Genomic DNA, 20,849 nt, shown 5'->3' with positions numbered 1-20,849 from the left:
GGTGCTCCCGTCCGTCGCGGCGCTCTCGTCCGCCGCGAACGCTCCTGCCGGACGCCCCGGCCCCGGGCGCCAGGAGGGGCGTTGCCGGCGTGCTGCTGGCCCCGGCCGGACGGACATCCGGCGCGCGGCACGGCCGCGCGGCATGACACGGTGGCGGGAGCCATGGACACGGCCCTCGGAGACGTGGCCCTGGCGCCCAAAAACTAACAGCGCTAGTTTGGGCGCGGACGACTACGCCGTAACCGCGGCACCCGGGAGGAATGCGATGAAGGCCCACGATGGGATGTACATCGGCGGCGAGTGGCGCGCCGCCGCGGGCACGGACACGATCGCCGTGGTCGATCCGGCGGACGAGCAGGTCATCGCCCACGTCCCGGCGGGCACCGCCGAGGACGTCGACGCCGCCGTCTCCGCCGCGCGGGCGGCCTTCCCCGCCTGGGCCGCGACCGCGCCCGCGGAGCGCGCCGCGCGGATCGCCGCCCTGCGCGACGTCCTCGTCGCCCGCAGGGACGAGGTCGCCGCGACCGTCACCGCCGAACTCGGCGCCCCGCTGCCGTTCGCGCGGGCGGTGCACGCGGGCGTGCCGATCCTGGTGGCGGGCTCGTACGCCGAGCTCGCCGCGTCGTACGCCTTCGAGGAGAAGGTCGGCAACTCCACCGTCTACGCCGAACCGGTCGGCGTCGTCGGCGCGATCACACCGTGGAACTACCCGCTGCACCAGATCGTCGCCAAGGTGGCCCCCGCGCTCGCGGCCGGCTGCACGATCGTCCTCAAGCCGGCCGAGGACACCCCGCTGACCGCCCAGCTCTTCGCGGAGGCCGCCCACGAAGCGGGCCTCCCCGCGGGCGTGTTCAACCTGGTCACCGGCCTGGGGCCGGTCGCGGGACAGGCGCTGGCCGAGCACGAGGGCGTCGACCTGGTCTCCTTCACCGGCTCCACCGCCGTCGGCAGGCGGATCGGCGCCACGGCCGGCGCCGCCGTCAAGCGCGTCGCCCTCGAACTGGGCGGCAAGTCCGCCAACGTCATCCTGCCCGGTGCCGACCTGGCCAGGGCCGTCGGCGCCGGCATCGCGAACGTCATGGGCAACTCCGGCCAGACGTGCAGTGCCTGGACCCGGATGCTCGTGCACACCTCCCAGTACGACGAGGCGGTCGCGCTTGCCGCCGAGGCCGCCGCCACGTACGGCGACCGCATCGGTCCCCTGGTCAACGCCAAGCAGCACGCGCGGGTGCTCGGCTACATCGAGAAGGGCGTGTCGGAGGGTGCGCGCCTGGTCGCGGGCGGCCCCGAGGCCCCGCGCGAGCAGGGCTACTTCGTCAGCCCCACCGTGTTCGCCGACGTCACTCCGGAGATGACCATCGCCCAGGAGGAGATCTTCGGCCCGGTCGTCTCGATCATCCGCTACGAGGACGAGGACGACGCCCTGCGCATCGCCAACGGCACCGTGTACGGCCTGGCGGGCGCGGTCTGGGCGGGCGACGACGCCGAGGCGGTGGCGTTCGCCCGCCGGATGGACACCGGGCAGGTCGACATCAACGGCGGCCGGTTCAACCCGCTCGCCCCGTTCGGCGGCTACAAGCAGTCCGGCGTCGGCCGCGAGCTCGGCTCGCACGGGCTCGCCGAGTACCTCCAGACCAAGTCCCTGCAGTTCTGACCGTTCCGCCCCGCCCCGATCCCCGCTGCCGACCGTCAAGGAGCCTGTTCGTGGTCCGCGCCGCCGTACTGCCCGCCGCCGGAGCCCCTCTGGAGATCACCGACATCGAACTCCCGGAGCCCGGCCCCGGCCGGGTGCGAGTCCGTCTCGCCGCCGCGGGTGTCTGCCACTCCGACCTCTCCCTGTCCGACGGCACCATGCGGGTGCCCGTCCCCGCCGTCCTCGGGCACGAGGGCGCGGGCACCGTCGTCGAGGTCGGCGACGGTGTCACCCATGTCGCGCCCGGTGACGGCGTCGTACTCAACTGGGCTCCCTCCTGCGGAAGTTGCCATCACTGCGGGATCGGTGAGGTCTGGCTCTGCGCCCATGCCCTGGCCGGTGCGGCCGGCCTCCACGCCCGTACGGCCGACGGCACCGAACTCCACCCCGGCCTGAACGTGGCGGCGTTCGCGCAGGAGACCGTCGTCGCCGCGAACTGCGTCCTGCCCGCCCCGGACGGCATCCCGCTCACCGACGCCGCCCTGCTCGGCTGCGCGGTCCTCACCGGATACGGCGCCGTCCACCACAGCGCCCGGGTCCACCCCGGCGAGTCGGTCGTCGTGTTCGGCATCGGCGGCGTCGGCCTCGCCGTGCTCCAGTCCGCCCGGATCGCGGGCGCCTCGAAGATCATCGCCGTCGACGTGTCCCCGGAGAAGGAGGAACTGGCCCGGCAGGCGGGCGCCACCGACTACGTGATCGCCTCCGATACCACCCCGCGCGCGATCCGGAAGCTCACCGCCGGCCAGGGCGCCGACGTCGCGATCGAGTGCGTCGGGCGGCCCGCCACCATCCGCGGCGCCTGGGACTCCACCCGCCGCGGCGGCCGCACCACGGTCGTCGGCATCGGCGGCAAGGACCAGCCGGTGACCTTCAACGCCCTGGAGATCTTCCACTGGGGCCGCTCGCTGACCGGCTGTGTGTACGGGAACAGCGATCCGGCCCGCGATTTGCCGGTCCTCGCCGAGCACATCCGGGCGGGCCGGTTCGACCTCTCCATGATGGTGACCGAACGGATCGCGCTGGAAGGCATCCCGGCGGCCTTCGACAACATGATCGCGGGCAAGGGGGGCCGCGCGCTCGTCGTGTTCTGATCCCGGTTCCAAGGGCTGTCCCGCCAGGGATCGGGGGACAGCCCTCAGGCCGTCGGCGCGGCCTGAGCCCGCTCCGTGGTGAGCAGCCGGGCGCCCATCTCGTCCTGCTCGAAGAGCCGGGAGGCCGGGCCGACGATCAGCGGGTCCGGTTCGCCGACCACGTCCGTGTCCTTGTCCGGGTAGTCGAAGCGGTGCAGCACATGCCGGATCGCCTCCAGCCGGGCCCGCTTCTTGTCATTGCTCTTCACCACCGTCCAGGGCGCGTCCGCCGTGTCCGTGTGGAAGAGCATCAGCTCCTTGGCCTCCGTGTACGCGTCCCACTCGTCGAGCGAGGCGAGGTCGACCGGGCTCAGCTTCCACTGCCGCACCGGATCGATCTGCCGGATCATGAACCGGTTGCGCTGTTCGTCGCGCGAGACCGAGAACCAGAACTTCACCAGGTGGATGCCGTCCCGGGCGAGCATCCGCTCGAAGCCCGGTGCCTGGTGCATGAATTCGAGGTACTCGCGGGTGGTGCAGAACCCCATCACGCGCTCCACCCCCGCCCGGTTGTACCAGGACCGGTCGAACAGCACGATCTCCCCGGCGGACGGCAGATGGGCCGTGTACCGCTGGAAGTACCACTGGGTGCGCTCGCGTTCGGTGGGCTTCTCCAGGGCCACCACCCGTGCGCCACGGGGGTTGAGGTGCTCGGTGAAGCGCTTGATGGTGCCGCCTTTGCCCGCCGCGTCGCGCCCCTCGAAGAGGATGACGAGGCGTTCGTCGCGCTCCTTCACCCAGTGCTGGAGCTTGAGCAGCTCGATCTGCAGGGCGCGCTTGGACTTCTCGTACGCCCTCCGGCCGAGCTTGTTGTCGTACGGGTAGTCCTCGCGCCAGGCGTCCCGGGCCCGGCCCTCGGGCGTCACCAGGACCGGGTCGTCGTCACCGCTGTCGGCCACGGTGAAGCCGTCCAGCCCGGAGCCGCCGTGGCGGGCCGCCTCGGCCAGGGCGTCCGGCAGGGCCTCCCGGGCCCCGGCCGGCTGCTTCTTCGTCGTCCTGCGGCTGCTCGGTTCCTTGGCGCTCCGTGTCATGCAGGTGTCCCTCCACCGGCTGTGCCGGACTCTTCCGCGTCAGGCCAGTCTGCTGACGAGTACGGGAGACCGCCACCCCGGCCGGACGGAGCAGGCCACGGCGGTGGCCCGCCCGTCACGAGGGGGCGCGGGCGTCGCCACCGGGGCGGATGCCGTCGTCATGGCCCCGGCCGCAGGGCCGCGGCCGTTCGGCACCTACCGGAGGGCGGACGGCTCGATACCGAGGTGCTCGTGCAGCGCCCGTTCCCCCTCCGGGGTCGCCTTCACCGCGCGTCCGGACCCGATCCGCACGCACCACCCGGCATCCAGCGCGTGCCGGCACAGCGCGGCTCCGGCGGCCCCCGCCAGGTGCGGCCTGCGTTCCGTCCAGTCCAGACAGCTCCGTACGAGCGGACGCCGCGACCTCGACTCCAGGCCGATGCCCAGCCCGTCGAACCAGCCGAGGCCGTCATCGGTGAGCGCGAAGCTGGTGTCCTGCCGCAGCAGCCCCCGGACGGTCATGGCATCGGCGATCGCGATGCCGATCCGGCCCGCGAGGTGGTCGTAACAGGTGCGCCCGCGCGCGAGTGCGCTGCCCGCGCTCGCCGCGCCCAGCGTGTGCGGCCGCTCGGGCGCGGAACCGGCGAGGACCCGGGCCGCCAGGTCCTCGACGAGGTGTGCGGTCCGTTCGTCGGCGAGCCGCAGGTAGCGGTGGCGGCCCTGCCGCTCCTCGGCCAGCAGCCCGCCCGCGACGAGCTTGCCGAGGTGCTCGCTGGCGGTGGAGGGTGCCACCGAGGCGTAGCGGGCCAGCTCTCCCGCGGTCCACGCACGGCCGTCGAGCAGGGCCAGGCAGAAGGCCGCGCGGGTCTCGTCGGCGAGGAGCGCGGCCAGGGCGGCGAGCCGGGGCGCGGCCGGGTCGGGGTGTGCCATGCGTGCCATGGGTTCCAGGATGCGTCAGGGACGCTTCGGCCGCTGCCGAACTGTTCCGGCGGGCGGCAGCTGTTCGCGCGGGAGCCGCTGGTACTGGAGGTCGAGGCCGTCGACCAGCGCCCGCAGCCCGGTCTCGAACGCCCCGTCGTCGACCTTCTGGCGGCGCTCGGCCAGCAGGTGGGCCTGGCCGAGGTGCGGATAGTCCGCGGGGTCGTACGCCGTCTCGTCGTCCACGAAGCCGCGGGCGAACGAACCGAGGGCCGATCCGGTGATGAAGTAGCGCATCAGGGCGCCGATGTGCGTTGCCTGGGCGGGCGGCCAGCCGGCCCGGACCATCGCGCCGAAGACGGCGTCGGCGACCCGCAGCCCGGCCGGGCGGCGCCCCGGGCCCTGGGCGAGCACCGGGACGATGTGCGGGTGCTCACTGAGCGCCGCACGATAGGAGACGGCCCAGTCGTGCAGGGCGGCGCGCCAGTCGCGGGCGTCCGCCTCGTCGAACATCGACAGATCGACCTGGGCGGACACGGCGTCCGCGACCGCGTCCAGGATCTCGTCCTTGTTGCGGAAGTGGTTGTAGAGCGAGGGTCCGCTGACCCCGAGTTCGGCGGCGAGCCGACGGGTGGAGACGGCGTCGAGTCCCTCGGAGTCCACGAGTGCGCCCGCCGTCTCGACGATGCGGTCTCTGCTGAGGAGGGGCTTGCGCGGTCGGGCCATGCGGCACATAGTAGGGCCTCCGAACTGAAAACTAGCAGTGCTAATTAAAGGTGGGGAGTCGAAGGATGAACCTGGAACTCGGCGAGGAGCAGGAGGCCGTCCGGCGGCTCGCCAGGGATTTCGTCGCCCGTGAGGTCGCCCCCCATGCCGTGGAGTGGGACCGGTCCGAGAGCGTCGACAGGTCGATCGTGAAGAAGCTGGGTTCCGTCGGCTTCCTCGGGCTGACCGTCCCCGAGGAGTACGGCGGCTCGGGCGGTGACCACCTCGCCTACTGCCTGGTCACCGAGGAGCTCGGCCGCGGCGACTCCTCGGTGCGGGGCATCGTCTCCGTCTCCCTCGGCCTGGTCGCCAAGACGATCGCGGCCCGGGGCGACGAGGAGCAGAAGCGGCGCTGGCTGCCCGCGCTCACCGCGGGCGACGCGGTCGGCTGCTTCGGTCTCACCGAGCCCGGCACCGGTTCGGACGCCGGGAACCTGACGACGAAGGCCGTCCGGGACGGCGGCTCGTACGTCATCAACGGCAGCAAGATGTTCATCACCAACGGCACCTGGGCCGATGTGGTCCTGCTCTTCGCCCGTACCGGTGACGCCCCCGGCCACCGGGGCATATCGGCCTTCCTGGTGCCCACCGACACCCCCGGCCTGAGCCGCCGCACCATCCACGGCAAGCTCGGCCTGCGCGGCCAGGCCACTGCCGAGCTGGTCCTGGAGGATGTCCGGGTCCCCGCCTCGGCGCTCCTGGGCCCGGCGGGCAAGGGCTTCTCGATCGCCATGTCCGCCCTGGCCAAGGGCCGGATGTCGGTCGCGGCCGGCTGCGTCGGCATCGCGCAGGCCGCCCTCGACGCGGCCGTGGGCTACGCGGGCGAGCGCGAGCAGTTCGGCAAGTCCATCGCACGCCACCAGCTCGTCCAGGAACTCATCAGCGACATCGCCGTGGACGTCGACGCCGCCCGGCTGCTGACCTGGCGGGTGGCCGACCTCGTCGACCGCGGCGAGGACTTCGCCACCGCCGCCTCCAAGGCGAAGCTCTTCGCCTCGGAGGCCGCCGTCCGCGCCGCCAACAACGCCCTCCAGGTCTTCGGCGGCTACGGCTACATCGACGAGTACCCCGTCGGCAAGCTGCTGCGCGACGCCCGGGTGATGACGCTGTACGAGGGCACCAGCCAGATCCAGAAGCTCATCATCGGCCGCGCGCTCACCGGGGTCTCCGCCTTCTGACCGCTCCGCCCACGCTCGAACGGGAGTCTGAGTACCGCACTGAGTACGGGGACGGATGTGGCGCACGCCACGGCGGCCGATGCTGGGTGCCATGAGTGACACAGCATCGGTCAAGCAGCAGAGCACCGCGGCCTTCTACAGCCAGGCCGTCGCGTCCTTCGGGGCGGCGATGGCCGCGGTGGCCCTCGGTATCTACTTCCTCGACGCCGACGCCTGGGTCCGCGGATTCCTCGCGATCGGCGTCCTCTATCTCGTCACCTCCTGCTTCACCCTGGCCAAGGTCATCCGCGACCGGCAGGAGGCGGGGCAGATCGTCAGCCGGGTCGACCAGGCCCGGCTGGAGAAGATCCTCGCGGAGCACGACCCCTTCCAGAAGCTCTGACCACCGCGGAAGCTCCGGCCCTCCGGCGCCCGGAGGGTCCGGCCCGGACGGACCCTAAGCGCTTGCTCAGGTTCGGGGTATGGTGTTCGTCCTGCTGACGAGAGGGGCGAGTGACGATGAGCACGGCGGAGGAGACCGACGGCGACAGTGCGCCGTGGGCCGAGGTGACACCCGAGGCGGCCAGGCGGCTCCTCGTCGCCGCCGTCGACGCCTTCGCCGAGCGCGGGTACCACGCGACCACCACCCGCGACATCGCCGGCCGGGCCGGGATGAGTCCCGCCGCGCTCTACATCCACTACAAGACGAAGGAAGAACTGCTCCACCGGATCAGCAGGATCGGTCACGACCGCGCCCTGTTCGTCCTGGAGGCCGCCGCCGACAGCGGCGGCACGGCCGCCGAGCGGCTGGCCGAGGCCGTACGTTCCTTCGTCCGCTGGCACGCCGAACGGCACACCACGGCCCGTGTGGTCCAGTACGAACTCGACGCCCTCGGCGAGGAGCACCGCACCGAGATCGTCGAGCTGCGCCGCAGGAGCGACGCGGTGGTGCGCCGGATCATCAGCGAGGGCGTGCGGGCCGGGGAGTTCGACGTGCCCGACATCCCGGGTACCACGCTGGCGGTGCTCTCGCTCTGCATCGACGTGGCGCGCTGGTTCAACGCGCAGGGCAGCCGGACGCCGGACGAGGTCGGCGAGCTGTACGCCGACCTCGTGCTGCGCATGGTCGCTGCCGGGCGGTAGCGCCGGGGCGCCGTCAGAAGTAGTAGCGCGACACCGACTCGGCCACGCACACCGGCTTGTCGCCGCCCTCGCGCTCGACCGTGACGACGGCGGTGACCTGCACGCCGCCCCCGGCCTCCTCCACGCTCCGCAGCGCGGCCGTCGCGCGCAGCCGGGAGCCCACAGGGACGGTGGACGGGAAGCGGACCTTGTTCGTCCCGTAGTTGATCCCCATCTTCATGCCCTCGACCCGCATGATCTGCGGGACGAGCGCGGGCAGCAGCGAGAGCGTGAGGTAGCCGTGCGCGATCGTCGTGCCGAACGGCCCGGCCGCGGCCCGCTCCGGGTCCACGTGGATCCACTGGTGGTCACCGGTGGCCTCGGCGAAGAGGTCGATCCGCTTCTGGTCGACCTCCAGCCACTCGCTGTGCCCCAACTGCTCGCCCACCCCGTCGCGCAGCTCCTGCGCGGACGTGAAGATCCTCGGCTCCGCCATGTCCCTGGTCCCTGCCCTTCCCGCTCTCGGCCATCCGGTGTCGCGCGCCTGTCTAAGCGCTTGCTCAGCATGGTTGGCGGGTGCGTTCCTGTCAACGACGGACCTGCCCGGGGGTGGCCACGTAGGGTTGGAGGGGTGCCCCAGATCCCGCAGACACTCCAGGAACTCACGGTCGGCCAGCTCTCCGCGCGGAGCGGCGCCGCTGTCTCGGCCCTGCACTTCTACGAGGCCAAGGGCCTGATCAGCAGCCGCCGCACCAGCGGCAACCAGCGCCGCTACAGCAGGGACGCGCTGCGCCGGGTCGCGTTCGTCCGTGCGGCGCAGCGGGTCGGGATCCCGCTCGCCACCATCCGCGACGCCCTCGCCGAGCTCCCGGAGGAGCGCACCCCCACCCGCGACGACTGGGCGCGGCTCTCCGCCGCATGGCGTTGCGAACTGGACGAGCGCATCGAGCAGTTGGGCCGGCTGCGGGATCATCTCACCGACTGCATCGGCTGCGGCTGCCTGTCGCTGGAGAACTGCGTGCTCTCCAACCCGGACGACGTCTCCGGGCGGCGGATCAGCGGCTCGCGGCTGATGCCGGAGCGTCCGTCGGCCGACTGTCGGTAGATCCGGGGCCCGCCCGCCGCCGTTCGGCTGCCGGGCGGGCGCGCCGGACACTCCGGTCGGGCGCACCTGTCGGATTCCTCGTCGGGCGCGCCCGCCGGATGCCCTCGCCGTCCGTCACGCCGCCGACGCCAGATTCCCGTGGTGCGCGCTCCGGGCCCTCGCGAGCGCCCCCCGCGTGAGCACCGGCTGCGGCACCAGGATCCCGCACCCCGTGCAGACCGGCCCCGACCACGGCTCGCACCCCAGGTCCGGCCGCCAGGCGATCTCCGTGCCCGCGCACACCGGGCAGGCGGTGCCCGGCTCCGACTCCAGGGCGGCGATCAGCCGGCCGAGGACCTCGGCGAGCGGCGCCGAGGGGTGCACCCCCGGGTCCTCGCAGCGGGCGACCCCGTACCCGCCCCAGGTGCGCCGGTGCCAGTCGTCGAACGCGCCCGGCCTGCGCAACCCGTCGTGCTTCTCCCGCCTGCGGCGCTCGGCGAACCCCGCCTCGTAGCCGAGCCAGACGGCCCGTGCCGCCTCCAGCTCGTCCAGCGCGCGCATCAGCCGCACCGGATCCGGGGACCGGTCCTCGGCATCGATCCCGTGCCGGGCACACAGATGGTCCCAGGTCGCCCGATGCCCGTAAGGGGCGAACCTCTCCAGGCACTTGCGCAGCGAATACCGCCGCAGCGCCAGGTCGCTCCGCGGATCGCGGACCTGTCTCGCAAGACTCCGGAATCCGGCCACTGCACCGCCACCTCCGTCGCTCGTACTTCGGCGTCCAGGAATAGACGTGCGGCCGCCCGATCCGGATCCATCGAGGTGCGGTGACGTCCACCATGTGAGACGACGGGTCGTCATGGGGGCCGTGCGCGGCGGCATGTGATGATTCGGAAAAAGTGACTGTTGCTCACCTTACCGACGGGTCGTACCGCCAGTAACCTCCGGCGCATCGGCCTCTCGGAGGAGCACGCATGCCCCCACGCACCGTCACGTTCAGAGCCGCCACCGCCGCGGCGGTCCTCGCTCTCGGCGCCACGCTGCTCGCTGCCGCGCCGCAGTCCGGCGCCGCGGCGGCGGAACCCGCACCCGTCACCGACTACTGCCAGGGGCAGTGCGACGACATACTGCCGCCCGGCGAGAACGGCAACGCCACGCTCGTCGACATCCTCGGCAACAAGGCGTTCGGCACGCACCCTGCCCACAGCGACGACCAACTCGACCGCTACAACGGCCTGGTGGCCGGGCACCCCGGTCTCACCGACCAGAAGCTGACCGACTTCTTCAACGACGCCTCGTTCGGCGTCCCGAAGGACCAGGTCGAGTCCGTCACCTCGCCGCGCGACGACGTCACCATCACCCGTGACAAGGCGTCCGGGGTCCCGCACATCAAGGGAACCACCCGCTACGGCACCGAGTTCGGCGCCGGATTCGCCGCCGGGCAGGACCGGCTCTGGCTGATGGACCTCTTCCGCCACATCGGACGCGGTGAACTGACCTCGTTCGCCGGCGGCGCACTGGCCAACCAGGGCCTGGAGCAGCAGTTCTGGCCGCAGGCCCCGTACACCGAGGCCGATCTCGAAGCCCAGGTCACCTACATCAGGACCCATGAGGGCGCCCGCGGCGAACAGGCCATGGCGGACGCCCAGGCGTATGTCGACGGCATCAACGCCTACCGCGAGAAGTCCAAGAACGGTCGCTACTTCCCGGGCGAGTACGTCCTGACCGGCAAGATCGACGCCATCACCAACGTCGGGGAGATCCAGCCGTTCGAGCTGACCGACCTGATCTCCATCGCCTCCGTGGTCGGCGGCCAGTTCGGCGGTGGCGGCGGTGGCGAGGTGCAGGCGGCGCTCTCGCTGCTGTCCGCCCAGCAGAAGTACGGCGTCACCGAAGGCACCAGGGTCTGGGAGTCGTTCCGGCAGCGCGAAGACCCCGAGGCCGTGCTGACGATTCACGACGGCACGTCGTTCCCGTACGCGGGCAGGCCCGCCGCGGCGCGCGGCACCGCCCTGCCCGACAGCGGCTCCGTCACGGCCGAACCCCTTATCCATGACCGCACCGGTTCCGCCGGCACGGACAGGAAGACCCCCGTCAAGGCCCCCGCCGCGCTCAAGAAGGCCCAGGGCATCTACGACGACGGCGTCATCCCCGAGGGCTCGCTGCCGGGCTCCGGCTCCGGCGCCCAGAAGCGAGGCATGTCCAACGCCCTGCTCGTCTCCGGCAAGCACACCGCGAGCGGAAACCCGATCGCCGTCTTCGGACCGCAGACCGGCTACTTCGCCCCGCAGCTGATGATGCTCCAGGAGCTCCAGGGTCCGGGCATCAGCGCCCGGGGCGTCTCCTTCGCCGGTGTCGGCATGTACATCCAGATGGGCCGGGGCCAGGACTACGCCTGGAGCGCCACCTCGGCCGGTCAGGACATCACCGACACATACGCCGTCGACCTCTGCGAGCCCGACGGCTCCACGCCCACGAAGGACTCCACGCACTACCTCTACCGCGGCACCTGCACCGCCATGGAGACGCTGGAGCGCACCAACTCCTGGAATCCGACCGTCGCCGACTCCACCGCGAAGGGCTCCTACCGGATGCAGGTCCGGCGCACGAACTACGGCATCGTCACCCACCGCGCCACGGTGGGGGGCAAGCCCGTCGCGTACACCTCGCTGCGCAGCACCTACCGCCACGAGGCCGACTCGATCATCGGCTTCCAGATGCTGAACGACCCGGCGTACGTCAAGGACGCCGCCTCCTTCCAGCAGGCGGCGAGCAGCATCGACTACGCGTTCAACTGGTTCTACGCCGATTCCCGCACCGCCGCGTACTACAACAGCGGCATGAACCCGGTGCGCGCGGCGGGCGTCGACCCGGCGCTGCCGGTGAAGGCCGAGCGGGCCTACGAGTGGAAGGAGTACGACCCGGCCGCCAACAGCGCCGCGTACACCCCGTTCGCCGAGCACCCGCACTCCAGCGGCCAGGACTACTACGTCTCCTGGAACAACAAGCAGGCCAAGGGGTACGCCTCCGCGGGCTTCGGCCTCGGCGCGGTGCACCGGGCCGATCTGCTGGACGACCGGGTGGCGCGGCTGGTCGAGGAGGGCGGTGTGACCCGGGCGTCCCTCACCCGGGCGATGGCCCAGGCCGCGGTCACCGATCTGCGCGGCGAGCAGCTGCTGCCCGAACTGCTGAAGGTGATCCGGTCCCGTCCGGTCACCGATCCGGAACTGAACGGCGTCGTCCAGCAGTTGGAGTCCTGGCGGGCGGACGGATCGCAGCGCCGGGAGAGCAGCCCCGGATCGCACACGTACAGCCATGCCGACGCGGTACGGATCATGGACGCGTGGTGGCCGAAGCTGGTCGAGGCCGAGTTCAGGCCGGGGCTCGGCGACGGGCTGTACGGGGCGCTGACCGCCAACCTCGCCACCGACGAGTCCCCGGCGGCCAGCCACGGCCCGAGCGGGGCGCACAGCGGTTCGGCGTTCCAGTACGGCTGGTGGGGCTTCGTGGACAAGGACCTGCGTCAGGTCCTGGGCCAACCGGTCGAGGGCCCGCTGGCCAAGACCTACTGCGGGAACGGCGATCCGGACAGCTGCCGGGACGCGCTGCTGGCCTCCCTGAAGCAGGCCGCGGCCCGGCCCGCGACGGAGGTCTATCCGGGGGACGACAGCTGCAAGGCGGGCGAGCAGTGGTGCTCGGACTCGATCGTCCACCGGCCGCTCGGCGGGATCGCGCAGAAGGCCGTCCACTGGCAGAACCGCCCGACGTACCAGCAGGTGGTGGAGTTCCCCGCCCACCGGTAGGGGGTGAACCGCTGTGCCGGGCGGGTCCGAACTCCTCGGGCCCGCCCGGCCCGTCTCACCGGTACTGGAGGTACCGCTTGCGGACGGTCCGGAACGCGGCGAGGTCCGCCGCCCACGCTCCCGCCACCTCGTCCGTGTCCGCCCCCGCATCGATCATCGTGCGGACCCGTGTGTTGCCGGTGAGCTTGTCGATCCAGTTGTCCGGGCGCCAGGCGAACCCGCTCCACGTCCGCTTCGCCGTCACCAGCAGCGCGATCCCGGTGCGTACCGGATCGAAGACCTCGCGGTCGTGGACGTGCAGCTGCACCCCGCCGACCGTCTTCCCCTCGAACTTGGAGAACGTCGGCGCGAAGTACGCCTCGCGGAACGCGACCCCCGGCAGATCGAGCGCGTTCACGGCCGCCGCCCACCGATGGTCGATGCCCTCCGCGCCGAGCAGTTCGAACGGCCGGGTGGTGCCGCGCCCCTCGGACAGGTTCGTGCCCTCGAAAAGGCAGGTCCCCGAGTAGACCAGCGCGGTGTCCGGCGTCGGCATGTTGGGGCTCGGCGGCACCCACGGCAGCCCGGTCGTGTCGAAGAAGTCCGTGCGCTTCCACCCCGACATCTTCACGATCCGCAGATCCACCGGCCGGGCCAGGAACTCCTTGTTGAACAGCAGCGCCAGCTCGGTGACCGTCATGCCGTGCGCCTGCGCGATCTCCCGGCGGCCCACGAAGGTGGCGTACGCCGGATCCAGCACCGGCCCGAGCGCCGCCCGCCCGGTCACCGGGTTCGGCCGGTCCAGCACGACGAACCGCTTGCCCGCGAGAGCCGCCGCCTCCATGCAGTCGTACAGCGTCCAGATGTACGTGTAGAAGCGGGCGCCCGCGTCCTGGATGTCGAAGACGACCGTGTCCACGCCGGACGCGGCGAAGACATCGGCGAGCGGCTGCCCGCTCTTCAAGTACGTGTCGTAGACGGGGAGTCCGGTCGCCGGATCGTCGTACCGCCCCTCCGAACCACCCGCCTGCGCGGTGCCGCGGAAGCCGTGCTCGGGCCCGAAGACGGCGATCAGGTCCACCCGTTCGTCCGGGTGCATCACATCGACGATGTGGCGCACGTCGGACGTGATCCCGGTGGGGTTGGTGACGACCCCGACCTTCTGGCCCCTCAGCAGCGCGTAGCCGTCCGCCGCCAGCCGGTCGAAGCCGGTACGGACCCGGCCGCGCCCGTTGCCCCGCCCGTGGCCGGATGCGGGGGCGGCGGCCGTGCTCCCGGTGCCGGCGGCCGTCGCCGCGAGGGCCCCCACCGCACCGCCGGCGGCCAGCAAACCACGTCTGGACAGGCTCATTCGGGTACCTCCATGATCGCGACCTCTGTCATGGTCACGCACGCTAGCGCGCGTTCCGGCCCTACGGAACGAGCCGGACGCGACGGGTGCGACAGGAGTGTCGTCCGAGTCGGGACGGCCTCTTCCGTTCCGACATACCGACTGGTTAGTCTGCGGTGGCAGTCGGCGGAGAGAGGCGGGACCCGATGAGTACGGTGCACGGCTCGGGCGTGGTGGTCACAGGGGCCGGAGGCGGCATCGGAGCCGCTCTGGCCCGCCGGTTCGCCGCGGAGGGCGCGCGGGTCGTGGTCAATGACCTCGACGAGGCCCGGATCAAGGCACTGGCCGAGGAGACCGGCGCCGTCGCCGTCGCCGGTGACGCCTCGGGGATCGTGGACGCCGCCCGTGACGCGCTGGACGGCACCGTCGACATCTACTGCGCCAACGCGGGCCTCGCCTCGCCCGGCGACGTCTTCGCCGACGAGGAGATCTGGGCCGCCGCCTGGGACGTCAATGTGATGGCCCACGTCCGCGCGGCGAGGGCGCTGCTGCCGGACTGGCTGGAGCGCGGCAGCGGCCGGTTCGTCTCGACCGCCTCCGCAGCCGGGCTGCTGACGATGATCGGAGCTGCCCCGTACAGCGTCACCAAGCACGGCGCCGTCGCCTTCGCGGAATGGCTCTCGCTCACCTACCGCCACCGTGGCATCAAGGTCCACGCCATCTGTCCGCAGGGCGTGCGTACGGACATGCTCACCGCCGCCGGATCGGCCGGCGAGCTCGTCCTCGCCCCCGGTGCCATCGAGCCCGAGGCGGTCGCCGACGCGCTCTTCGACGCCATGGCCGAGGACCGCTTCCTCGTCCTGCCGCACCCCGAGGTCGCCGGCTACTACCGGGCCCGCACCAAGGACACCGAGCACTGGCTGGGCAGCATGAACCACCTCCAGCGGAAGTGGGAGGAGACCGGCGCATGACCGGGTCGATCTACGCCGCCACGCCGTGGGCCGCCCTGCTCGGCGAGGCCCGACGGGCCCCCGTCCGGCCGGGACCGCAGTCCGCGCCTTCCGTGCCTTCCGCGCGTCCGCCGGCCGCAGCCCCGGGCACCCCGCGCCCGCCCGCAGCGACGGACGCCCGAGCCACGCGTACGCGTACCCGCGCGGGGTCGGGATCCTGACCGGGCTCCCGGAGCCGGCGAGTGGGAAGATCCTCAGGTGGGAACTGCGTTCCCCCCCGGTGGACCGCAGGCCGGTCGGACCGTTTCACGCACAGCACGGAAGGAAGGTGGCGGCAATGGCCAAGGCGACGGACGGGGAGACGCCCCCCGTCCCTCAGCGGCTGCTGGCCGCCGCCACCCGGCTCTTCGCCGAGCAGGGCTACGACCGCACCTCGGTCCAGGAGATCGTCGAGGCGGCAGGCGTCACCAAGGGCGCGCTCTACCACTACTTCGGTTCCAAGGAGGACCTCCTCCAGGAGGTCTACGCCCGGGTGCTCCGGCTCCAGCAGGAGCGGCTCGACGCCTTCGCGGACGCCGACGCCCCGGTCGAGCAGCGGCTGCGCGACGCGGCGGCGGACGTGGTCGTCACGACCATCGAGAATCTCGACGACGCCTCGATCTTCTTCCGGTCCATGCACCACCTGAGCCCGGAGAAGAACAAGCAGGTACGGCTGGAGCGGCGCCGCTACCACGAGCGGTTCCGCGCCCTGGTGGAAGAGGGCCAGCGGAGCGGGGTGTTCTCCACGGCCACCCCGGCGGACCTGATCGTCGACTACCACTTCGGCTCGGTGCACCACCTGTCCACCTGGTACCGGCCGGACGGCCCGCTCAGCCAGCAGGAGGTCGCCGACCACCTGGCCGACCTGCTGCTGCGCGCCCTGCGTCCCTAAGGGCTGTCCCGCAGTCCCTGGTGGACCGACCGGCGGAACGGGCCGAAGCTGGATGTATGACTCACCTCCAGCCATCCGCGCGCGTCCCCGCACTCTGGGCCGCGGCATACGGGCCGCGGCACACCCGTGCCGTCAGCCGGGCCGCCCGGTGCCTGCTGCGCCTGAGGGCGTTCGCCCGGGATCTGGCACTGGCGGACCATGTGCCGTTCGGTGGCTACTGACCATCGGCGGTTGCTGACCGGGGGAGGGGCCTATTCCGTTGGTGGAGCCGGAAGCGTCCCGGTTAGCATCCGACGGTGAAGACGCCGGCCGAAGAACCGTTCCACGACGCCGCACCCGGGGCCGGCACCGGCCGGCTGTCCGGATTTCCGGACGCGCCGTTGTCCGGGTCCGTGGACGCGTCGTTGTCCGGGCTCGTGGACGTGCGTGAGGGCCCACTGCCGGAACTGGGCCGGCTGATCCGGCACGAGGACCCCGGCACGCGCCACCTGGGCCTGGTCCTGCTCACCGAGCGTGCCGCCGCGTGCAGCCCGTCCGACGACGGGGAGTTGGCCGAAATCGCCGGCCTCCTGCCGGTGTCGCCGCTGGGACCTCCGGAGGCGGATCTGCTCCTGGCGGGGCTCTACGAGCGGCTCGGCCACCGTCTCCGGGACCGCCCGTGGCCCTCGTGGCGCGCGGCCGGGCCGCCGGCGCGGGTGGGGATCGCATGGCTGCGCGCCGAAATCCTCCACGACCCGACGGCGGTCCGTGACGAAGCCCCCGGTGAACTCCTCTACCAGGCCGTGCGTGAGACGGGCATCGCCGGTGCGTACCGCCCGGCGCGGCTCGTGGGTGAACTGGCGGACAGCGGCGACCCCGTGCTTCAGGCCGAGGCGCTGCGGCTCGCCCGGGAGGGGCTGCACACCGGACTGCTGGCCCCGACGCCGGTCCGCGGGATCCTGGCCGGCCTGCTCGGCGCCGACAGCCCCCAGGTCGTCGCCGGTGCACTGGGCGGACTCGCCGAGCCGTGGGCCGCGACGGAGCCGCTGCCGCCGGGGCGCCTCGCCCCGTTTCTCGCCGCCGATGCGGCGGGGGAGCGGCCCGCGGTGGCCGATGCCGCCCTCGCGGCCGCCGCCCGCCACGGCCACAAGGACCTGCTGCGGCAGGTCGTCGAGGACCCCGGTCTCCCGCCGGGTCTTCGCCGGCAGGGCATGGAACTGCTCGGCGGCCTGGCCGACCGCGAGGACATCGGTGAACTGACGGGTGCCGCCGCGCGCGATCCACTGCTGCTCGGCGGGCCGATGGTGAGCTGCCTGCGCGGACTCCACCGGCGCGGGCACTTCGCGGACGATCCGGACGTCCCGGCCGTCATCGGCCTCGCCCTGTCCGATCACTCGATTCCGCCGCGCGACGTCGCGACGGTCCTCTACACCTGCCGGAGGGAGATGCTCCGCGTCCTGACGGACACCGCGGCCGACGATCCGGCCTGGCCGCGACGGCTCGCCCTGCTGATCGCCCTGTCCGGGCAGGGCGCGGGCGATCTTCCGATCGGCGAGGCGGTCAGCCGCGCACTCGCCTCGTCCGCCGCCCCCGGCCCCTTCCTCCACGCGATCCGCCAACTGCGCCACGAGGAGGCCGAGGAGGCCGTGATCGCCTTGCTGCCCTCGGTGCCGGCCGCGGCCCTGGACGCCCTGGAGGCCATCGGCGGACACCGGACGGCGCAGGCACTGCGCGAAGGACTGGGACTGTCCACGGTCCCGCCCGCGCCCCATCTGTACGCCGTACGCGACCGCGCCCTCGGACTCCTCTGGCAGCTGACCCGCGATCCGGTGCAACGGCACGCCCTCCTCGTACGGCTCGACCCCGTCGACCTGCCGCCGCGCATCGCCGCCGGACTCGGGGGCCCGGACGAGCGGGAACTGGCCCTGCTGAGTTCCCACCTCGACCCGGACGACCCGGTGGCGGCGCTGTGCCGGCTGGCGGCCCACGGCAATGCCGGCACACTCCCGGCCGTCGCGGACCTGCTGCTGCGCGTCGTGACCGGGCTGTCGGCCGCCGGGGAGCCGGAGCAGGAGCGGGAACGGGAACGGGGACGGCCGGGCGGGGAGCCCGCGGTGCCCCAGGAGGTCCTGGACGCCGTGCACGACCTGGGCAGGCGGCTCCACGCACGGGGCGCGATCCGGCCGGTCTGCCTGCTCGACGCGGCGGACGAGCGGGAGGCGGGCCATGCACTCGTCGCGACCACGGCGCTGGACCTGCTGGACCGCACCGGGCTGTCCGACCGCGAGCAGGCGATTCTGCTCGAACTGCTGCTCCGGGCCCCGTGGGCGGGGACGCGCGCCCGTGTGCACCGGCTGCTGCGCCACCGCGACCGGCACGTACGCAAACATGCCATCGCCCTGCTCGCCCGCGACGCGACGGGCGAGGACGCCCAGGCACTGTCGGCGACCCTGATCGCGCTGACCGCCGTCCAGGACATCCAGACCGTCCGCCAGGCCCTGCTCGCCCTGGGCCACGCACGGGCCCACTGGGCATGCACCGCGATCGCGGCCTGCCTCGACCGGCCGAACATGAACATCAAGAAGACCGCCGCCGAGGCGCTGGTCCGGGCGGGCACTCCGGCGGCGCTGCCGAAGCTGCTCTTCTGGCTCGGGCACCACGACAACCCCGGGCTGCGCGGCGCACTCGTCGCGGCCCTGCGCGCCGTCCTCGGCGACGCCTACGCCGCCACACTCGTCGCCGCCGCCGAGCACAGCCGGGACGGCCGTTCCCGCGAACTGCTGCTGACGGGTCTCGACGGCGTCCTCACGGCCCGCGCGGTCCTCGCCCTGGACGACCAGGAGTCACCGGCGGCGGGCACCCTGCTCTCCCTGGTGGCGGCCGGCCGGGTCGGGCTCGCGTCCGGCGAGGCCGGCGAACTCGCGACGGCGGCGGCCCGGCACGGGATCACCGTGTCCGCCCCCGCCCGGCGGCCACCGGTGGGCAGCCGGGCGGACCGCGCCATCGAGTCCCTGGTGGCCGGCGGCTGGAACCCCTCCGTCGCGCTGCGCCTCGCCGAGCGGGACGAGCCGCCCGCCCCCGGCCGGCTGGACGCGCTGCGGCCGATGCTCCCCGACTGGCTCCGCCTGGCCGGCTCCCGGCCGACGGCCCGGAGCCGGGTGGTCCGGTTCGTGCTGCGGATCTGCCCCGCCCCCTGGGCCGCCGGGGAACTGGCGGTGTTCGCCCGGCACGTTCCGGTCCTGACCGACGCCCTCGCCGAGACCCGCGACGAGGACCGGCACGACCTGATCGCCCTGCTCGAAGCGGTCGCGCCGATGCTCGCGGCGGCACGGAAGCCGTCCGTCGTCGCCGCGGTGCGGGCCCTGCGGCCGGCACCCGCGATCCCGAGCCGGTCCACGCTGACGCTGCTGCGCCGCCTCGGCGCGGTGCTGGTCCGAGCCGACCTCGATCAGGCGCTCGCGGCGGCCCGGCTCGGCGCCGACCCCTGGCGGGCCGGGACCGCCGTGCTGCGGGAGGCGTTCGCGGCCCCGGAGCCGGGGCCCGGGTGCGCCGAGACCCGGGCCTGGCGGGCGGCGCTGGACGGCGCGGTACGCACACCGGGTGCGCTGGAGGAGTTCCGCCGTCGGGACGGGGGCCCGGTGGGATCGCGGGACCGGCTGACCGCGCTGATCGAGGTCCAGCACGGTGCGGACCCCGAGGTCCGGGCCGCCCTGCTCGACTGGATGACACGGCTTCAGCCGCTCGACGCGCCGCCCTGGACCCTCACCGAGACCGCCCACGCCCCGACGCCGGCGCCCCGGCGCGTACACATCGACGACCTCGACCAGCCCCGCTCGACGGCCCTGCGGGACCGCCTGCTGGCCATGCTCGGGTCGGACCGTGCCGACCGCAGGGAGACCGCCGCCCTGACGCTGGCGAAGTGGCCCGAGCCGGAGGCCCGGCTGCCGGTGCTGCGCGCGTACCTGCGCGGGCACGTCGACCTGCCCCCCGGCGCGGAGCAGGCCCGCGCGCTGAGCGCCGTCGACCCGGCGGAGCTCCGGGGCGACGACATCCTGCCCGAGAGGGTGGCGCTCGCCGCCGCGAAGCTCGGCCCCGGGGAACTGGCACCCCTGGTCCCGCTGCTGCTGGAGTGGTGGGAACACGCCCCGTCCACCGTTGCTCCGGCTGTCGGCGACGCACTGCGCGGATACCCCGCCGACGCGCTCGCCAGGATCCTCGGCGACCGTCTCGACGCCGGGGCCTGGGGCTCCCTCGACCTGCTCCTCGGCCGCCGGCTCCTGCGCACCCCCGCGCTGACGCGCACCTGCCGACGCCTGCGCGCCGAAGGATGTGACGCACTCGCGGACCGGCTCCTGCTCGTCGAGGGCCCGCTGCGCGGCCCGGACGCCGCACAGCGGGACGCGGCGGCGCTGGCGGCGCTCCGGGACCGCCCCCCGGCCGCGGGCGCCGGAACCCCGCACGGCCCGTCCCGGAGGGAACTGCTGGACCTGGCCCGGACCGGCACTCCGGAACAGACCTGCCGGGCCCTCGCCGGCCTGGCCGAGGCGCATTCCGGCCCGGACCCGGACCGGGACCCGCAACTCCGGCGCCTGCTGGACGAATTGCTGATCCATCCCCGGGCCGAGGTGCGCCTGCGAGCCCACCGGACCTCACGGGCGATGCTGGACCGGATCACTCATCTCGGCCACACCGTGCTCCTGTTGGACGACCCCCGGCCGGATGTGGTGCGTACGGCGATCCGCACGCTCTGCCACGCGGGCTGGGAACCCGCGATCCCCGCCGTGACGGGACTGCTCACGCATCCCCGTCCCGTCGTACGCAGGGCGGCGGCCGAGGGCCTCATCGGCATGGGCGCGGCGGCGGTCCCGGCCCTCCGCCACGCCGCCGCCCACGCCCGCCCCGACAGACGCTCCGTCTACACGTCCGTCCTCGACCGGATCGGGACGTCCGGCTGACCACCACCAACGATCAGCCCCGCCCGGCGGCCGAAGTCCCCGC

Annotated in this window: 17 protein-coding genes; 11 read left to right on the top strand and 6 right to left on the bottom strand. The window is 73.1% G+C overall.

All coding sequences use genetic code 11. The features are described 5' to 3' along the window. The first annotated feature begins 265 nt into the window (after positions 1-265). Together ACFVT1_RS30210 and ACFVT1_RS30205 are read left to right on the top strand one after the other, a co-directional pair. The gene (locus tag ACFVT1_RS30210) at positions 266-1,654 is read left to right on the top strand and encodes an aldehyde dehydrogenase family protein (protein ID WP_389801002.1); all 1,389 of its coding nucleotides are present in this window, start codon (positions 266-268) and stop codon (positions 1,652-1,654) included. 50 nt (positions 1,655-1,704) lie between these two features. Further along, positions 1,705-2,784, top strand: coding sequence for a Zn-dependent alcohol dehydrogenase (locus ACFVT1_RS30205; protein ID WP_389801001.1), 1,080 nt, complete (start codon positions 1,705-1,707; stop codon positions 2,782-2,784). A 44-nt stretch (positions 2,785-2,828) separates the two neighbouring features. On the opposite strand, the gene ppk2 is transcribed toward ACFVT1_RS30205, so the two are convergent. From ppk2 to ACFVT1_RS30190, 3 genes are all read right to left on the bottom strand, one after another. Continuing rightward, on the bottom strand, positions 2,829-3,854 hold the full coding sequence (gene ppk2, locus ACFVT1_RS30200) for a polyphosphate kinase 2 (protein ID WP_389800999.1): 1,026 nt from the start codon (positions 3,852-3,854) through the stop codon (positions 2,829-2,831). Positions 3,855-4,049: 195 nt separating this feature from the next. Further along, positions 4,050-4,772, bottom strand: a complete 723-nt coding sequence (locus tag ACFVT1_RS30195) for an ArsR/SmtB family transcription factor (RefSeq protein WP_389800997.1) — start codon at positions 4,770-4,772, stop codon at positions 4,050-4,052. Between the two features lie 15 nt (positions 4,773-4,787). Beyond that, positions 4,788-5,477: a TetR/AcrR family transcriptional regulator gene (locus ACFVT1_RS30190; protein ID WP_389800995.1), complete on the bottom strand. Its 690-nt coding sequence runs from the start codon at positions 5,475-5,477 to the stop codon at positions 4,788-4,790. Between the two features lie 65 nt (positions 5,478-5,542). On the opposite strand from ACFVT1_RS30190, the gene ACFVT1_RS30185 reads away from it, so the two are divergent. The 3 genes from ACFVT1_RS30185 (at position 5,543) to ACFVT1_RS30175 (ending at position 7,816) form a co-directional block, all read left to right on the top strand. Then, a complete protein-coding gene (locus ACFVT1_RS30185; protein ID WP_389800994.1) occupies positions 5,543-6,694 on the top strand; it encodes an acyl-CoA dehydrogenase family protein in 1,152 nt (383 codons plus the stop codon). Positions 6,695-6,785: 91 nt separating this feature from the next. Then, positions 6,786-7,076 (top strand): YiaA/YiaB family inner membrane protein, encoded by a 291-nt coding sequence (locus tag ACFVT1_RS30180; RefSeq protein WP_389800992.1) that lies wholly within the window; start codon positions 6,786-6,788, stop codon positions 7,074-7,076. Positions 7,077-7,192: 116 nt separating this feature from the next. Then, complete coding sequence (locus ACFVT1_RS30175) at positions 7,193-7,816, top strand: TetR/AcrR family transcriptional regulator (protein ID WP_362206290.1); 624 nt, start codon at positions 7,193-7,195, stop codon at positions 7,814-7,816. Between the two features lie 13 nt (positions 7,817-7,829). On the opposite strand, the gene ACFVT1_RS30170 is transcribed toward ACFVT1_RS30175, so the two are convergent. Then, positions 7,830-8,291 (bottom strand): MaoC family dehydratase, encoded by a 462-nt coding sequence (locus ACFVT1_RS30170; RefSeq protein WP_389800990.1) that lies wholly within the window; start codon positions 8,289-8,291, stop codon positions 7,830-7,832. 135 nt (positions 8,292-8,426) lie between these two features. Here ACFVT1_RS30170 and soxR point away from each other — a divergent pair, with 135 nt between their 5' ends. After that, the gene (gene soxR / locus ACFVT1_RS30165) at positions 8,427-8,900 is read left to right on the top strand and encodes a redox-sensitive transcriptional activator SoxR (RefSeq protein WP_389800988.1); all 474 of its coding nucleotides are present in this window, start codon (positions 8,427-8,429) and stop codon (positions 8,898-8,900) included. A gap of 114 nt (positions 8,901-9,014) precedes the next feature. Here the strand turns inward: soxR and ACFVT1_RS30160 are convergent, their stop codons facing one another. Continuing rightward, positions 9,015-9,626 carry a hypothetical protein gene (locus ACFVT1_RS30160; protein ID WP_389800986.1) on the bottom strand — a complete coding sequence of 204 codons (612 nt, stop codon included), beginning with the start codon at positions 9,624-9,626 and terminating at the stop codon, positions 9,015-9,017. A gap of 227 nt (positions 9,627-9,853) precedes the next feature. On the opposite strand from ACFVT1_RS30160, the gene ACFVT1_RS30155 reads away from it, so the two are divergent. Continuing rightward, positions 9,854-12,682: a penicillin acylase family protein gene (locus ACFVT1_RS30155; RefSeq protein ID WP_389800984.1), complete on the top strand. Its 2,829-nt coding sequence runs from the start codon at positions 9,854-9,856 to the stop codon at positions 12,680-12,682. 55 nt (positions 12,683-12,737) lie between these two features. On the opposite strand, the gene ACFVT1_RS30150 is transcribed toward ACFVT1_RS30155, so the two are convergent. After that, a complete protein-coding gene (locus tag ACFVT1_RS30150) occupies positions 12,738-14,012 on the bottom strand; it encodes an exo-beta-N-acetylmuramidase NamZ domain-containing protein (RefSeq protein ID WP_389800982.1) in 1,275 nt (424 codons plus the stop codon). Between the two features lie 185 nt (positions 14,013-14,197). Between ACFVT1_RS30150 and ACFVT1_RS30145 the strand changes: the two genes are divergently transcribed. From ACFVT1_RS30145 to ACFVT1_RS30130, 4 genes are all read left to right on the top strand, one after another. After that, positions 14,198-14,962: an SDR family oxidoreductase gene (locus ACFVT1_RS30145; protein ID WP_389800980.1), complete on the top strand. Its 765-nt coding sequence runs from the start codon at positions 14,198-14,200 to the stop codon at positions 14,960-14,962. A 316-nt stretch (positions 14,963-15,278) separates the two neighbouring features. Then, positions 15,279-15,872 (top strand): TetR/AcrR family transcriptional regulator, encoded by a 594-nt coding sequence (locus ACFVT1_RS30140; RefSeq protein ID WP_362206282.1) that lies wholly within the window; start codon positions 15,279-15,281, stop codon positions 15,870-15,872. Between the two features lie 56 nt (positions 15,873-15,928). Beyond that, positions 15,929-16,093 carry a hypothetical protein gene (locus ACFVT1_RS30135; protein ID WP_389800977.1) on the top strand — a complete coding sequence of 55 codons (165 nt, stop codon included), beginning with the start codon at positions 15,929-15,931 and terminating at the stop codon, positions 16,091-16,093. Positions 16,094-16,168: 75 nt separating this feature from the next. Continuing rightward, a complete protein-coding gene (locus ACFVT1_RS30130) occupies positions 16,169-20,806 on the top strand; it encodes a HEAT repeat domain-containing protein (protein WP_389800975.1) in 4,638 nt (1,545 codons plus the stop codon). Positions 20,807-20,849: the final 43 nt, after the last annotated feature.

It is taken from the genome of Streptomyces sp. NPDC057963 (assembly GCF_042887155.1).
Lineage (GTDB): Bacteria > Actinomycetota > Actinomycetes > Streptomycetales > Streptomycetaceae > Streptomyces.
Note: the sequence above shows the minus strand (reverse complement) of the source record. Positions and strands in the feature narration are given on the sequence as shown.